The sequence below is a fragment of the Nocardia sp. NPDC052001 genome, from assembly GCF_040680615.1.
Taxonomy (GTDB): domain Bacteria; phylum Actinomycetota; class Actinomycetes; order Mycobacteriales; family Mycobacteriaceae; genus Nocardia.
In genome coordinates, this window is record NZ_JBFAXC010000003.1 from 783,705 (window position 1) to 798,898 (window position 15,194).

At 66.5% G+C, this 15,194-nt stretch carries 15 protein-coding genes and 1 tRNA gene; 7 read left to right on the forward strand and 9 right to left on the reverse strand.

Features of this window, described 5'->3' with window-relative positions; all coding sequences use genetic code 11:
* Positions 1-32 precede the first annotated feature (32 nt).
* On the reverse strand, positions 33-854 hold the full coding sequence (locus AB0L82_RS18955) for a crotonase/enoyl-CoA hydratase family protein (RefSeq protein ID WP_364637495.1): 822 nt from the start codon (positions 852-854) through the stop codon (positions 33-35).
* A gap of 125 nt (positions 855-979) precedes the next feature.
* On the opposite strand from AB0L82_RS18955, the gene AB0L82_RS18960 reads away from it, so the two are divergent.
* Positions 980-2,569: a succinic semialdehyde dehydrogenase gene (locus AB0L82_RS18960; RefSeq protein WP_364637497.1), complete on the forward strand. Its 1,590-nt coding sequence runs from the start codon at positions 980-982 to the stop codon at positions 2,567-2,569.
* A gap of 62 nt (positions 2,570-2,631) precedes the next feature.
* On the opposite strand, the gene AB0L82_RS18965 is transcribed toward AB0L82_RS18960, so the two are convergent.
* On the reverse strand, positions 2,632-3,243 hold the full coding sequence (locus AB0L82_RS18965; protein ID WP_364637499.1) for a YbhB/YbcL family Raf kinase inhibitor-like protein: 612 nt from the start codon (positions 3,241-3,243) through the stop codon (positions 2,632-2,634).
* Positions 3,244-3,383: 140 nt separating this feature from the next.
* Here AB0L82_RS18965 and AB0L82_RS18970 point away from each other — a divergent pair, with 140 nt between their 5' ends.
* Positions 3,384-4,244 (forward strand): helix-turn-helix transcriptional regulator, encoded by an 861-nt coding sequence (locus tag AB0L82_RS18970; protein WP_364637501.1) that lies wholly within the window; start codon positions 3,384-3,386, stop codon positions 4,242-4,244.
* 82 nt (positions 4,245-4,326) lie between these two features.
* Here the strand turns inward: AB0L82_RS18970 and AB0L82_RS18975 are convergent.
* From AB0L82_RS18975 to AB0L82_RS18985, 3 genes are all read right to left on the reverse strand, one after another.
* A tRNA-Pro gene (locus AB0L82_RS18975) sits at positions 4,327-4,400 on the reverse strand.
* Between the two features lie 88 nt (positions 4,401-4,488).
* A complete protein-coding gene (locus AB0L82_RS18980; RefSeq protein ID WP_364637503.1) occupies positions 4,489-5,601 on the reverse strand; it encodes a hypothetical protein in 1,113 nt (370 codons plus the stop codon).
* 52 nt (positions 5,602-5,653) lie between these two features.
* Entirely contained in the window at positions 5,654-6,616 is a 963-nt protein-coding gene (locus AB0L82_RS18985; RefSeq protein ID WP_364637505.1) for a metallophosphoesterase, read from the reverse strand.
* Positions 6,617-6,685: 69 nt separating this feature from the next.
* Between AB0L82_RS18985 and AB0L82_RS18990 the strand changes: the two genes are divergently transcribed.
* Entirely contained in the window at positions 6,686-7,150 is a 465-nt protein-coding gene (locus AB0L82_RS18990) for a GatB/YqeY domain-containing protein (protein WP_364637507.1), read from the forward strand.
* A gap of 162 nt (positions 7,151-7,312) precedes the next feature.
* Here AB0L82_RS18990 and AB0L82_RS18995 read toward each other — a convergent pair whose 3' ends face one another.
* Entirely contained in the window at positions 7,313-9,676 is a 2,364-nt protein-coding gene (locus AB0L82_RS18995; protein WP_364637509.1) for a penicillin-binding protein, read from the reverse strand.
* A 301-nt stretch (positions 9,677-9,977) separates the two neighbouring features.
* On the opposite strand from AB0L82_RS18995, the gene AB0L82_RS19000 reads away from it, so the two are divergent.
* Positions 9,978-10,301: a WhiB family transcriptional regulator gene (locus AB0L82_RS19000; protein WP_067569470.1), complete on the forward strand. Its 324-nt coding sequence runs from the start codon at positions 9,978-9,980 to the stop codon at positions 10,299-10,301.
* 144 nt (positions 10,302-10,445) lie between these two features.
* Here the strand turns inward: AB0L82_RS19000 and AB0L82_RS19005 are convergent, their stop codons facing one another.
* Positions 10,446-11,612: an ArsA family ATPase gene (locus tag AB0L82_RS19005; RefSeq protein WP_364637511.1), complete on the reverse strand. Its 1,167-nt coding sequence runs from the start codon at positions 11,610-11,612 to the stop codon at positions 10,446-10,448.
* A gap of 2 nt (positions 11,613-11,614) precedes the next feature.
* Positions 11,615-12,634 carry an ArsA-related P-loop ATPase gene (locus AB0L82_RS19010; RefSeq protein WP_364637513.1) on the reverse strand — a complete coding sequence of 340 codons (1,020 nt, stop codon included), beginning with the start codon at positions 12,632-12,634 and terminating at the stop codon, positions 11,615-11,617.
* 171 nt (positions 12,635-12,805) lie between these two features.
* Between AB0L82_RS19010 and AB0L82_RS19015 the strand changes: the two genes are divergently transcribed.
* The 3 genes from AB0L82_RS19015 (at position 12,806) to AB0L82_RS19025 (ending at position 14,329) form a co-directional block, all read left to right on the forward strand.
* Positions 12,806-12,970: a DUF4177 domain-containing protein gene (locus AB0L82_RS19015; RefSeq protein WP_153802898.1), complete on the forward strand. Its 165-nt coding sequence runs from the start codon at positions 12,806-12,808 to the stop codon at positions 12,968-12,970.
* Positions 12,970-13,437 carry a RidA family protein gene (locus AB0L82_RS19020; protein ID WP_364637516.1) on the forward strand — a complete coding sequence of 156 codons (468 nt, stop codon included), beginning with the start codon at positions 12,970-12,972 and terminating at the stop codon, positions 13,435-13,437. Before AB0L82_RS19015 ends, AB0L82_RS19020 begins: the two co-directional genes overlap by 1 nt.
* A gap of 82 nt (positions 13,438-13,519) precedes the next feature.
* Positions 13,520-14,329, forward strand: coding sequence for an MBL fold metallo-hydrolase (locus AB0L82_RS19025; RefSeq protein WP_364637518.1), 810 nt, complete (start codon positions 13,520-13,522; stop codon positions 14,327-14,329).
* Positions 14,330-14,406: 77 nt separating this feature from the next.
* Here AB0L82_RS19025 and AB0L82_RS19030 read toward each other — a convergent pair whose 3' ends face one another.
* Positions 14,407-15,081, reverse strand: coding sequence for a Crp/Fnr family transcriptional regulator (locus tag AB0L82_RS19030; RefSeq protein WP_019044571.1), 675 nt, complete (start codon positions 15,079-15,081; stop codon positions 14,407-14,409).
* Positions 15,082-15,194: the final 113 nt, after the last annotated feature.

The following is a 15,194-nucleotide window of genomic DNA, read 5'->3' on the forward strand; positions in this document are numbered from 1 at the left end:
CGGTGGGTTGGGGGCCGCGGCCCCCCACCTCCTTACTTGCCTTGGAAGTTGGGCTTGCGCTTCTCGGCGAAGGCGCGCGGGCCCTCCTTCGCGTCCTCGCTGCGGAAGACCGGCAGGCCGACCTTCGCGTCGATCTTGAAGGCTTCCTCCTCGTGCATGCCCTCGGTATCGCGGATCACCTTCAGGATCGCCTGAACCGCAAGCGGCCCATTGTTATTGATCAACTCGGCGATCTCCAGGGCCTTGTCCAGCGCGGTCCCGTCCGGCACCACATGCCCGATCAGCCCGTGCTGCAACGCCTCCGCCGCGGTGATGTGCCGGCCGGTCAGCAGCAGCTCCGCCGCCACCGTGTACGGGATCTGGCGCGGCAGTCGCACCGCCGACCCGCCCATCGGGAACAGGCTCCACTTCGCCTCGGACACACCGAATTTGGCGCTCTCACCGGCGATGCGGATATCGGTGCCCTGCAGGATCTCGGTGCCGCCCGCGATGGCCGGACCCTCGACCGCGGCGATCAGCGGCTTGCTCAGGCGGTAGCCCTTGAGCAGTCCCGGCATCCGGGTCGGATCGAACGCGGAGCCCTCGCCCATGCCGTCGCTCGGGTTACGCTTGGACATGGCCTTGAGGTCCGCGCCCGCGCAGAACGCGCCACCCGCACCGGTCAGGATGCAGCAGCGGATCTCCGGATCACTGTCCACCCGCTCCCACGCCTCGGTCATGATGCTCAACATCTCGCCGGTGAGCGCGTTCTTGGCGGTGGGGCGATTCATGGTGACGATCAGCGTGCCGCCACGCTTCTCCACGAGAGCGTGAGGCTCGGTATTGCTACTTGTTTCAGTGGTGGCTGTCGTCATCGCCGACCTTTCTTTCCGCAGATTCGGGGACGAAACTACCCCGCGCCGTTGTCTTGAACAATAACGTGTTCTAGTTTGGATTGTGGTGACCGCCGTCACGGGCGGCAAGTTATGGGAGATATGCCATGAGTACGAGTACGCAGAGCAAGCTGCCGCCCCGGGTAACGGAATCCTTGATCAACCGGCTCACCGGCATGGTGACCGCGGGCACCGCGGGCGAGGCCCGCGAACCCTTCGACATGATCGAGGTCTACACCGGTGACGTGGTCGGCAAGCTGCCGCAGTCCTCGCCCGAAGACGTCGAGGCCGCCGTCGCCATCGCACGCGCCGCCCAGGTCGAGTGGGCACGCCGCCCGCTCAAGCAGCGCCTCGAAGTGTTCGAGCGCGCACACGAGCTGATCCTCACCGAGATCGAGACCATCGCCGACCTCATCCAGATCGGCTGCGGCAAGGCCCGCCGCATGGCCATCGAAGAAGCCTGCGACACCCCGATGGTCATCGCGCACTACCTCAAGACCGCCGAGAAGACCCTGCGCTCCAAGAAGCGCAGCGGACCCATGCCGGTCATCACCAGCTCCACCGAAGAACACCGCCCCAAGGGCGTCGTCGCGGTCATCGCACCGTGGAACTTCCCGTTCGCCATCTCCATGTCCGACTCCGCCCCCGCGCTCATGGCGGGCAACGGGCTGATCCTCAAGCCGGACAACAAGACCGCGCTGTGCACGCTGTTCGGCATCGAACTGCTGCACAAGGCGGGCCTGCCGCGCGGACTAGTCCAGGTGGTGTGCGGCGGCGGGCCCGACGTCGGCCCGGCCATCATCGACAACGTCGACTTCGTCATGTTCACCGGATCCACCAACACCGGGCGCACCATCGGCGCACAGGCGGGCAACAACCTCATCGGCTGTTCGCTCGAACTCGGCGGCAAGAACCCGATGATCGTCCTCGACGACGTCAACCTCGACGAATGCATCCCCAGCGCCACCTTCGCCGTCTTCGGCAACACCGGCCAGGCGTGCATGCACATCGAGCGCATCTACGTGCAGGAACGCGTCTACGACGAGTTCGTGCGCCGATTCGTCACCGCCGCAGAGGAATTGGGCGCGAAAGCCGGAGCCACCTACGACTTCGATCCGGAGATCGGCTCACTCGTCTCGGTCGAGCACATGCAGCGCGTATGCGCCCACGTCGAGGAGGCCCGCGAGAAGGGCGCGACCGTGGTGACCGGCGGCAAGCCCCGCCCGGACATCGGCCCCGCCTTCTACGAGCCCACCATCCTCACCGGCGTCACCAAGGACATGGAACTCGCCACCAAGGAAACCTTCGGACCCGTCGTGGCCATCTACAAATTCGGCAGCGACGAAGAGGCCATCCGCCTGGCCAACGACACCGACTACGGCCTCAACGCCAGCGTCTGGGCGGGCGATTTCGCCCGCGCCGGGCGCATCGCCGAGAAGCTCGAAGCCGGAGCCATCAATATCAACGACGGCTTCGTCACCACCTACGCCGCCAAAGGCACCCCCTCCGGCGGCGTCAAGAGCTCCGGCGTCGGCACCCGGCACGGTGCGGCGGGCATCCTCAAGTACACCGACACCATCAATGTCGGCGTGCAGAAGAAGCAGATCCTCGCCGCCCGCGCGGGCATGCCCTACGAGAAGCAGCTCAAGAGCACCCTCATGACCCTGCGCCTCATGAAGAAGCTGCACCTGGGCTGAAAACTGCTGTAGGACAACGACCCCCGACCCTGATGGGCCGGGGGTCGTCGCGTATTCGTGGTTCAGGGGCGCTGGGCGCTGACCGACAGCTGGCCGATGCCGATGACGTGGCTGCTCATCGAGAACGAGGCGACCGCCGGGGGAGTGGCGGCGGGCAGATCCATTTTCGGAACGTCCAAGGCCAGCACCGTGATTCGGTAGTTGTGCGCCTTATCGCCGCTCGGCGGGCAGGGGCCCAGGTACTCGGGCGCGCCCGCATCGTTGGTTCCGGTCACGGCGGTGACGCCGGTGTCGAATTCCGTTGCGGTGGGGGCGATATCCCAGTTGACCCAGTGCCAGAAGCCACTGCCGGTCGGCGCGTCCGGATCGAACATGGTGACCGCGAAGCTCTTCGCGTTCGCCGGAGCGCCCGACCACCGCACCCGAGGCGAATGATTGGCCGCGGTGCAGCCGAACGCCCCCGCGAAGTTGTCCGCCCCGAACGTTCCATCCTTCACGTCCGGACTGCTCACCTCGAACGTCGCGGTCCCCGCCGGAGCCACACTCCGCACCGTGACTCCCGCGGCGGCGGGCGGTGCCGCCGGGGCGGGCTCGCTGTCCGATCCACAGGCCGCCACACTCAGCAGACCGGAGGCGGCGATGGCGGCGGACGCGATTCGCGCGATGTTGTTCATGACGATCCTCCAAGATTTCCTATTTCAATTGTTGAGACAAGAATCTTGGATAGTGGGATCACGGAGAAGGCCGTCCGCATCCTGGTATCTCGCGTACCACCCGATCGGCCGTGCTCAACGCCCTGCGCCATGATGGTCCGGTGGACAGAGCGGAATCCGGAGTCGAGTTGGGCTCCTTCCTGCGCGCAATGCGAGAACGACTGACGCCCGAGGCCGCGGGGCTGCCCGGCACTGGCAAACGCCGCACCCCCGGCCTGCGCCGCCAAGAGGTCGCCGAACTCGCCGCCGTCAGCATCGACTGGTACATCCGCCTGGAACAGGGCCGCGCCGTAACCCCCGGGGCCGCCGCCCTGGACGCCATCGCCGCGGCCCTGCAGCTGAACGACTCCGAACGCTCCCACCTGCACCTGATAGCCCGAGGCTCCCAGCCCCCGCCGCAGCGCGCCCAGGCCCCGCTGAGCGCCTCCATGCGGTCGATCCTCGACGGGATGCCGCTCCTGCCCGCCTACGCCATGGACTTCCGCGGCGATGTCCTCTCCCGAAATGCCGCGGCCGCAGCCCTTTTCGGTGAAGACTTCCTCCCCGGCGTCAATATCGCCCGCCTCATCTTCCTGGACGAACCCACCCGCGCCACCCAGCTCGACTGGCCCAAGGTCGCCCGCGAAACCGTGGGCGACCTCCGCCTCAACCTGGCCCGCAACCCCGAAGACCCCCGCCTGCGCGACCTCATCGCCGAATTGCGCACCGCCAGCCCCGATTTCGCCACCTGGTGGAACGACCACACCGTCCAGGAACGCCACCACGGCCGTAAACGCTTCCAGCACCCCACCGAAGGCACCCTCACCCTCGACTACGACACCCTGGTGGCCCCCGACACCTCGGCCCACCGCCTCTTCGTCCTCACCCCCGCAAATGCCTTCACAGCGGCCGCATTACGCACCCTCATCACCACCCGAGCCCACCGCCTCGGCACCCACCCCCTGCACCCCGCCGCAGGCTGACTCGAACAGCCGCGAACCGACCCCGAAACAGCGAAAAGGCCCCGACCGAAGTCAGGGCCTTTCCTGTGTCTCAACCAACACGTCGGGGTGACAGGATTTGAACCTGCGACCTCTTCGTCCCGAACGAAGCGCGCTACCAAGCTGCGCCACACCCCGTGATGTGAACGTGGAGTAGCTTAGCCGATGGGTGGGCCGGATGATAAATCGGGTGGTCAGAGGGGGTAAATGTGGTTGGGGGAAGGGGTTAGAGGGGGCGGATCGTGGCCAGGATTTTCTTGGCCAGGGTGGCGTCCACGGAGTTGGCCACGCCGGTGTCGGCGGCGATGGTGAAGACGAACGCGCCGTTGTCGCCGGGGAAGGCGAAGGTGTAGATGGAGTAGGTGGAGGCGCAGCCGGACGCCGGGGGCGGGGCGTTGCCCTTCGTCTCCAAGTAGACGCCCTGGAGCTGATTATCGGTGTTGCTGAAGGGTTCCGACGCGCCGGGGGTGGAACCCGTGGAGGTCGACCAGCCGATCTTGGCCATACGGGTGGAGATATCGGCCGCGGCCTTGGCGGGATCGGTTTCCGTTGACTGACTGAGGAATACGTTGGTGCGGACGTAGTTCGGGCAGTAATCGACGCCATCCTGCGCCAGGCCCGCGATCGGAACGGAATCACCGCCGCTGTTGAAGCTGGTCTGACCGGTGCGGTCCAGCTTCCATTCCTTCGGAATGTCGTATGCCGCACCGTTTTCCGTGATCGTCACCACCTGGTAGCCGGGAATCACCGCGGCCGGGGTGGACGTCTTCGGGGCGCTGGTGGGCTTGGGGGAGGTGCTCGGCTTGTTGCCGGACGGGGTCGTGGTGAGCGCGCTGATCAACGACGGCGTCGTATTCCCATGTGCCGAAGGATCATTCGAGCCGCGGTTCACCAGCACCACGGTGACCACCGCGCCGATGATCACCAGCACCAGCGCGCCGATACCGGCGAACAACCAGCCCTTGCCCTTACCGCCGCCGGGAGGTTGCTGGCCGTAACCCGGCGGACCGTAGGGCGGCTGCGGCGGCGGCTGCTGATACGGATTCGGCCCGGACTGATACGGCGTCTGCTGATACGGCTGGCTCGGCGCGCTCTGATACGGATTCGGGGCGCTCTGATACGGCTGCCCGCCCGTGAACGGCGCGGTCGGGGGCGGCTGCTGCCCCCACGGCTGATGCACCGTCGGATCCGACTGGCCCACACCGTAATTCGGTGCGGGCTGCTGCGGCTGCGCCGGATGCGACTGCCACGGCGAATCAGCGGCGGGCGCGCCCTGCCACCAGTCCGGATCCGGACCCTTCGTTGTCGGATCCTCGTTCGGTTCATTACCACTGGCCACGGCTCACCCCTGACTGACGACTACATACCGCGTTGTATATCGCGGAACGGGTCTATCGCGCGACAGCCTCCGAGGTGGTGCGCCCGCGACCCGACTCCGCCACCGGCTGCTTGGGCGGCGCGCCGACCAGAGTCACCAGCGTGGCCTCCGGACGGCAGCAGAACCGGTACGGCGCCCACGGCGACGTGCCCAGCCCGGCCGACACGTGCAGCCGGGTATGCGAACCCCACTGCGACGGACCCTTCACCCGCGAACGGTCGATACCGCAATTGGTCACCAGCGCACCGAAACCCGGAACGCACAGCTGACCGCCATGGGTGTGACCCGCCATGATGAGGTCGTAACCGTCACCGGCGAAACGATCCAGCACCCGCGGCTCCGGCGAATGCGTGAGCCCGATGCTCAAGTCCGCCAACGGATTCGGGGCACCCGCCACGGTGTCGTAGCGATCCCGCTTCAAATGCGGATCATCCACACCGGCGGTGGAGATCTTCACCCCGGCGACCTCGATATCGCGGCGCACATGCGTCAGATCCAGCCAGCCGCGCTCGGTGAACGCGGCGCGCAGATCCTGCCACGGCAGCGGATCACCGAAAACGCGCTTGTGATCCTTCTTGAAGTACTTCAGCGGATTCTTCGGCACCGGCGCGAAATAGTCGTTCGACCCGAACACGAAAATGCCGGGACGACCCAGCAACCCGCCCAACGCCTGCACCACCGCGGGCACCGACTTCATATGCGAGAGGTTGTCACCGGTGTTCACCACCAGATCCGGCTCCAGCCGATCCAGCTCCCGCAACCACGCCTGTTTCAACTGCTGACCCGGCATCATGTGCAGATCGGAGATGTGCAGCACCCGGAGCGAGGGTTTACCCGGCGCCAGCACCGGCAGCGTCGCCTCACGCAGCGTGAAGGCGTTGCGCTCGATCAGCGTGGCGTATCCGACTCCGGCGACGGCGGCCCCTGCGGCTCCCAGAGCGGTACGGCGAAGGGCGACGGTCGAGATTACGGGCATTCGCCCAGAATAGGCGACCCGTTGAAAATGCGTCGAGCCTCGCGGGTGATGAACGGTACCGTGGCGGCCATGTCGGAACTCAAATCGAAGCTGCGCGCGGATCTCACCACCGCCATGAAGGCCAAGGACACGCTGCGCCTCAACACCGTGCGCATGCTGCTCGCCGCCGTGCAGACCGCCGAGGTCGCCGGCAAGGAGGCGAAGGAACTCACCGATGCCGAGGTGATCGCCGTCCTGTCCAAGGAGGCGAAGAAGCGCAATGAGTCCGCCGTGGTCTACGAGCAGGCCGGGCGCGGAGAACTCGCCGCCACCGAGCGCGCCGAGGAACAGATCATCGAGGAGTACCTGCCCACCCCGCTCACCGACGCCGAGGTGGGCGATATCGCCGACACCGCCATCGCCGACGTCGCCGAACAACTCGGCGAACGCCCCGGCATGCGCCAGATGGGCCAGGTCATGAAGGTCGCCACCGCCCTCGCCGCCGGGCGCGCCGACGGCACCCGCGTCTCCGCGGCGGTCAAAGCCCGCCTCTGACCGCGATACGCGAAAGCATCAGGGCCCCTCGCCGATACCGGCTAGGGGCCCTCGCGTTCCGCTGGAGGCGGGAGTGATCACGATCGTGGGAACGAGTGCGGCCCCTCGCCATTGGCGAGGGGCCGCTTTGGTTCTTCTCCGCGCTAGCGGTTCTCTACCGCGCTAGCGGGGGATCGGGATGGGGATGGGGATCGGGGGGAGTTGCGGGAGGCCCGGCAACTGGATCCCCGGCAGGGATGGCGGGGGAGCGGCGGACGGCAGCGGATGCTGGGTGCCGTCGCTGACGTAGATCGTGATCACCGAGCCGGGGATGGCCGAACCATCCGGCGAGATGCTCATGACCGTGCCCTTGTTCGCGCCGGGCGTGGAAGTCACCGATACCTGGAATCCGGCGGCGATCAGGTTGCCGGTCGCCTCGGCCTGGCTCTGGCCGATCACATCCGGAATCTGCGAATTGTTCGAGCCGCGCACGTACTTGTCATCCAGCGGCGGCAGACTCAGCGGCGGGAACTTGCCGAGCACGTTCTTCATCGCGCCCAGCCAGGTTCGCGCCGGTTCATTACCGCCGTACAGGTTTCCGCTGCCGCAATTGCGCAGCGGGTACGAGCAGATCTCACCCGGAGTGGGGCTGTCACCGTAGATGTACGCCGAACCCGCGAACGAGCCGCTGAACGCCAGGAAGGCCGAGGAGCGGTGCGTTTCGGTGGTTCCCGTCTTGGCGGACAGCGGGAAGGTCCAGCCGACCGATCCGGCGGCACCGGCACCGGTACCGCTGAGCACGTCGTGGCTCAGCGCGTTGGCGAGCGTATTGGCCAGGCCCGGATCGACCACCTGCTCGCACGCCTGCTGGGTGAGCGGCACCGGCTTACCGCTGCGATCCAGCACCTCCTTGATGGGGGTGGGCGGGCACCAGCGACCACTGGAGGCCAGTGTCGCGGCCACATTCGACAGCTCCAGCGCGTTCACGCCGACCGGGCCCAGGGTGAAGGAACCGAGGTTCTGATCCTTCACCATGTCCGCCAGGCTCTGATTGCCATGCCCGGAGGTCCCCGGCTGCGCGTACGAGCGCATGCCCAGGCGCACGGCCATATCCACCGTCGGCGTGACGCCGACGGCCTGGATCAGCTTGACGAAGGCGGTATTCGGTGAGGTCGCCAGCGCCTCGGTCACCGACATCGGCGACTTGTAGGCACCCGCGTTCTTCACGCAATACGTCTCGGCCGGGCAGCCCGGCGTGCCACTGTTACCCATGCCCTTGGCCTGGAAGTTCGCGGGGACGTCCAGCTGTGCGCTGATGCCGAGCCCCTTCTCCATCGCCGCGGCCGTGGTGAAGATCTTGAAGATCGAGCCCGCGCCGTCGCCTACCAGCGAATACGGCTGCGGCTGCACGGTTTGATGCGCATTGCCGTCCAGTCCGTAGGTGCGGCTCGACGCCATCGCCAGCAGCGGATGCGAATCCTGACCCGGGGCAATGACATTCATCACCGAGGCGATGTCGTCCAGATTCGGATCGGCGTTCGCGGTCACCGACGCCTTGGTCGAGTTCTGCACATCGGGATCGAGCGTGGTGCGAATCAGGTAGCCGCCCTTGTCGATCTGATCGCGGCTGATCCCGGCATTGGCCAGGTACTGCAGCGCGTAATCGCAGAAGAACCCGCGATCATTGGCCGCGATGCAACCGCGCGGCAGCCCCTTGGGCTCGGGCAGCACGCCCAGCGGATCGGTCTTGGCCTTGCGGAACTCGTCGGCCCGGCTGGGGATATTCGCGATGAGCGTGTCCAGCACGGTGTTCCGGCGCTCGAGCACGCCCGCGGGGTTGGTGTACGGGTTCAGCTTGGAGCTGGACTGCACCATGCCCGCCAGCATCGCGGATTGCACGATGTTCAGATCCTTGGCGTCCACGCCGAAGTAGGTCTGCGCGGCGTCCTGGATGCCGTACGACGAATTGCCGAACGGAACCAGGTTCAGATAGCGGGTGAGGATCTCGTCCTTGGTGAGTTGCTTGTCCAGCGTCATCGCCATGCGGATCTCGCGGATCTTGCGGGCGGGCGTGGTCTCGATGGCGGCGCGGCGTTCGGCGTCGGTCTTGGCGACCACGAGCAGCAGATAGTTCTTCACATACTGCTGGTCGATGGTCGAACCACCCTGCTGCACTTCGCCGCCGCTGGTGTTGGTCAGGAAGGCACGGAAGGTGCCCTGCCAGTCCACGCCACCGTGTTCGGCGAAGCGTTTGTCCTCAACGGACACGAGCGAGAGCTTCATGTCGTTGGAGATCTTGTCGCTGGGGACCTCGAATCGGCGCTGCTCGTACAGCCACGCGAACGGCTGCCCGTTGGCGTCGACCATGGTCGACACCGCCGGGACCGCGCCTTCCACCAGTTCGGCGGAGACGTTGTCTACGGCGTCGGCGGCTCGGTTGGAGATATAGCCGAAGCCGCCGGCGAGTGGGAACAGCAGCCCGGCGAGGAGAACGGCGGCCAGGACGCAGCTGCCGGCCAGTCTCGCGAGCGTTCGTGTGATCGGCACGGCCCCTAGCCTAATTGCCCTTTCCGGTGCTCGGTGCTCGCCCGGGCACGGGGTGTCCATTCGTCTCAAAGATGCCGACTGCCCGGTTTTAGGCAACGAATGCATGGACGGACGTACCAGAAAATCTCAGGACGGTCTTGCGCGAGCGCTACACCACTATCTAGATTGAGAACCCAGTGTGATAGAGCTAACACTCAAAGTGGAATGTGGTGCAGTTCGCAGTGGGGTTGGGTATCTGCGCGCTGCACACGCGATTCTGGAGCGCCGTGACCCGGTGTTCGGACTGCAAAGGGGCACTTAAATGCACATGACTACCCCGATAGCTCGATTGGACGTGGAGCAGGCCGAAGCAAGGATCGCCTGGGTTTCCCAGGCCCGATGCAAGGAAGTGGATCCCGACCAGTTGTTCGTGCGCGGCGCTGCCCAGCGCAAGGCGGCAACCATCTGCCGGCACTGCCCGGTGCTGATGGAATGCGGGGCGGACGCCCTGGACAACCGGGTCGAGTTCGGTGTGTGGGGCGGCATGACCGAACGGCAGCGTCGCGCGCTGCTGAAGCAGCATCCCGAGGTGACCTCCTGGGCGGACTTCTTCCGTGTCCAGCGTACGCAGAAAGTAGCCATGTAATCAGCCGTATTCCCATAGGCAGAACGGACCGAGCCCGCTGATGCGGGCTCGGTCCGTGTCTGGGGTCGGAACGGGCAGAACAGGCAAATCCTCCGTCGTAATTCAGGGGGGTTGCGCAGTCGCGCCAAGGCTGGCGCATATGCGTCAGGCGGTTCGGGCTGCTCCCGCCTCGGCCAGCTGATCGCCGACCGCTCGCAACGCCTCGAGATCGGCGACCTCGAACGGCAGGGCCGTCACCGCCGCGATCGGCACCCGCGGGTGCGCGCCCGTGAACCGGTGCAGCAGATGCTGTTCCCGCTTCGCCGTCACCGCCCGCTGCGCGTGAATCCGCAGTACGGCGGCCGCCAGCGCGGCCGGGGTCTCGGATTCGCCGTTCACCGGTGTCTGCGGGGCCAGCTTGTCCGCCGCCACCTGCGCCTGCTCGGCCGAAAGCGAACTCAGTACGGGGTGCGTGCGATTGAGCACCAGCCCCGCCAAAGGCATCTTGTCCGTGGACAACCGGTCCACGAAGAACGACGCCTCCCGCAGCGCGTCCGGTTCGGCGGCCGCCACCACGATGAAATGCGTGCCCGGCCGGGACAGCATGGCGTAGGTGCGATCCGCGCGATCCTGAAATCCGCCGAACATGGACTCCAGCGATTGCAGGAACACCGAGGCGTCCTTGAGCAGCTGTCCGCCGACGATCGTGGACACGCCACGCAGTGCCAGGCTCATGGCACCCGCGACCAGTTTGCCGACGCCACGGCCCGGCGCCATGATCACGCGGATCATCTTGCCGTTCAAAAAATTGCCGAGACGCTTGGGCGCGTCGAGGAAGTCCAGGGCGTTCCGCGAGGGCGGTGTGTCGACCACGATCAGGTCCCACTCGCGTTTGCTCGCCAGCTGCCCGAGCTTCTCCATTGCCATGTACTCGGACGTGCCGCCGAACGAGGACGCCACGGTCTGATAGATCGGATTGGCGAAGATCTGCTCGGCCTTCTCCGGACTGGTGTGCTCGAGCACCATGTCATCGAAGGTGCGGCGCATATTCAGCATCATGGCGTAGAGCTCACCCTTGACGCCCTCGCCCAATTCGACCTTCTGCGGGGTGTTTCCGAGATCGCTGACGCCCAGCGATTGCGCGAGCCGGCGCGCCGGATCGATGGTCAGCACGACGACCTTGCGGCCCGCCTCGGCGGCACGCAGCGCGATGGCCGCAGCGGTGGTGGTCTTGCCGACGCCGCCGGAACCGCAGCACACCACGATGCGCGAGGTCGGATCGGCGAGCATCTTCGAAATGTCCAGGGGGACGGTATTGGCCGGAACGATCATGGTCAGCGGACTCCCTGCGCGCTCAGTACTTCGGCCAGCTCGTACAGCCCGCCCAGATCCATACCGTCGGCCAGCGACGGCAGGTACAGCCGGGAGATGTCCACCTGCGCGAGCTCCTCTGCGCTCTCGTCCTGCGCGTGCAGGCGAGCGGAGTGCTCGACGGTCTCGGCGACCAGGCCCTGGAAGTCGGCCTCGGACAGGGTGATTCCGGCCTCGGCGAGCCCGGTGCGCAGCGCGTCGGTATCCAGGTCGCCGGTGGCGGCCTTCTCGCGCTGCGCGCGCGGTAGGTAGCCGTGGTTGGCCCGGTTCACGATGACCGTGCCGATATTGAGGTCATTGGCGGTGAGTTCGGCGACCGCGTCCGCGGTCTCCTGCACCGGCAGCGCCTCCAGCAGCGTGACCAGGTGGATCATGGTCTGCGGCGAATGCAGCAGTTTGGAGACGCCCTCGGCCTGCGAGGCGATCGGACCGCCGCCGGCGATCTCGGCCATGGCCTGGGTGACGTCCAGGAAGCTGGCGATCCGCCCGGTCGGCGGGGCGTCGATGACGATTTCGTCATAGGCCGGTTTACCCGACTTGTCGACGCGCACCGCGCATTCCTTGATCTTGCCGGTCAGGATCACGTCCCGCAGGCCCGGCGCGATGGTGGTGACGAATTCGATCGCTCCCACCCGGCGCATGGCCCGGCCCGCGAAACCCAGGTTGTAGAACATGTCCAGGTATTCGAGGAACGCGTGTTCGACATCCAGCGCGAGCGCCAGCACCTCGCCGCCGCCCTCGGCGGTGGCGATGCGAGTCTCGGTGGGCGGCAACGGCGGCAGATCGAAGAGCTGGGCGATGGACTGTCTGCCCTCGACCTCGACCAGCAGCACGCGGCGGCCCCCCGCCGCGAGCGCGAGCGCGAGTGCGGCCGCGACCGTGGACTTCCCGGTGCCGCCCTTCCCGGATACGTAATGCAGGCGGGCCTTGTCCGCCCGCTCCGGCCAACCTGCTTCGACCCCCGGCTCAACCGAAACGGGCACTGCTATCGGTACTCCCACGCTCGCGAGCCTATAACTCGTTCCTGGTTCATGCCCACAAGTGACACCGACTGTCTGATACACCACTCTGGAATTCTCGATTTCCTGATATCGAATGCGCCAGACCAGGGTCCGAGGTATGGGACCACCCGGAGCGGGGCTAATCTCACGACCATGAGTGAAGTGACCGCGTGGGAGTACGCAACCGTCCCGCTGTTGACGCACGCCACCAAGGCAATCCTCGACCAGTGGGGCTCCGACGGCTGGGAGCTCGTCTCGGTGCTGCCCGGCCCGACCGGTGAGCAGCACGTCGCCTACCTGAAGCGACCCAAGAACTGATGACCGCCGCCACCGCGTGGGCGGAAAACCTGGAGAAGCTGGGCGTCACCGTGCCCGCCGTGGCCGCGCCCGTGGCCTCGTACATTCCGGCCATCCGGACCGGGAACCTCGTCTACACCTCCGGCCAGCTGCCGTTCGTGGACGGGCAGCTCACCGTCACCGGCAAGGTCGGCGCTGAGGTCTCCACCGAACAGGCCGCCGAGGCCGCTCAGCTGTGCGCGCTCAATGCGCTTGCGGCCGTGCATGATCTGGTCGGACTCGACAATGTGGTGCGCATCGTGAAGGTCGTCGGCTTCGTCGCCTCGGCCCCCGGCTACAGCGATCAGCCGGTCGTCATCAACGGCGCGTCGAACTTCCTCGGCGAGGTCTTCGGCGATGCGGGCGTGCACGCGCGCTCCGCCGTCGGCGTCTCCGAACTCCCGAAGAACACCCCCGTGGAAGTGGAACTCATCGCCGAAGTGCGCTGAGCGCTTGCCCATTCGAGGAGATGTGGGAAGTGTGGTGCGTCCAACCCTGGACCCGCCGCACTCCCTGGGTTAGGACAGAAGTATGACCCTCACTCATCCCGCGTATGCACAACTGCGGCAAGTGACTCCGTCCGCCGGTGTGGTGCTGGCCGACAATCCCAGCGGAATGACCTTGCAGGGCACCAACACCTGGCTGCTGCGCGCTCCGGGCAGCGCCGACTGTGTGCTGGTGGACCCGGGTCCCAAGGATCGCGAGCACACCGAGGCGCTGGTGCGCGAGACCGGCGGCAGGATCGCGCTGACGCTGATCACGCACCATCACGCCGATCACACCGGCGGTATCGATCGCCTGGTGAAGGCGACCGGAACCCCGGTGCGCGCCAAGGACTCCCAATTTCTGCACGGCTCGACCTCGGTGCTGGCAGACGGTGAGGTCATCGAGGCCGCCGGACTCCGCATCACCGTGCTGGCAACCCCCGGGCATACCGAGGATTCGGTGAGTTTCCTGGTGGACGGGCCGGATGACGCGGATGCCGTGCTGCTCACCGGCGACACCGTATTGGGCACCGGCACCACGGTTCTGGAATCCCGTGACGGTGCGCTCGCCGACTACCTGAGCTCGCTGAGGCGGCTGGCCGAGGCGGCCCCGGCGCGGGTGCTGCTGCCCGCGCACGGCCCGGATCATCCGGATGCCTTGCCGGTCATCGATTTCTACATCAAGCATCGCGAGGAGCGCCTGAATCAGGTGCGGGCGGCCCTGGAAGAGCTGGGCCCCAACGCGAAAGCCCTGCAGATCGTCGCGAAGGTCTACGCCGACGTCGACAAGCGGCTCTGGCCCGCCGCGCACAGTTCGGTGCAGGCCCAGCTCGCCTACATCCGCGCCGAGGGCTGATACGCACGAAGGGACCGGGTCGTCACTTTCGTGGCGACCCGGTCCCTACGAGTCTCTGTTCCCCTGTGTCGCTGTGACTACCGCGCGCGGCGGGCCAGGCGCTCCGAGTCGGAGATGAGCACGCTCTTGCCCTCGAGCCGCAGCCAGCCGCGGTGCGCGAAGTCGGCCAGGGCCTTGTTCACGGTTTCGCGAGAGGCGCCGACCAGCTGGGCGATCTCCTCCTGGGTCAGGTCGTGGGTCACGCGCAGCGCGCCCGCTTCCTGGGTGCCGAAGCGCTGTGCGAGCTGCAGCAGCGCCTTGGCGACACGACCGGGCACATCGGTGAAGATGAGGTCGGCCAGGTTGTTGTTGGTCCGGCGCAGACGACGGGCGAGCACCCGCAGCAACTGCTCGGCGATCTCCGGGCGCTGATCGATCCAGGCCTTGAGGGCGTCCCGATCCATCGTGACCGCGCGGACCTCGGTGACGGTGGTGGCCGTCGAGGTGCGCGGGCCCGGATCGAAGATGGACAGCTCGCCGAACATGTCCGACGGGCCCATGATCGTCAGCAGGTTCTCGCGACCATCGGGGGAACGTCGGCCGATCTTCACCTTGCCGGAGGTGATGATGTAGAGCCGGTCTCCCGGTTCACCCTCGTTGAAGATGACATGACCGCGCGGAAAGTCCACGGGCTGAAGTTGTTTGGCGAGGGCGGCCACCGCGGTGGGCTCGACGCCTTGGAAGATGCCTGCTCTGGCGAGGGCCTCGTCCACGAATGTGCTCCTTATGGGAAATGGCTCTGTTCTGGACCGAAGCATTCGGCCGACAGTGCAGTCTACTTTGCAATACGTCCGGGTAGTGATAGACACCACGCGGCGGGGTCATT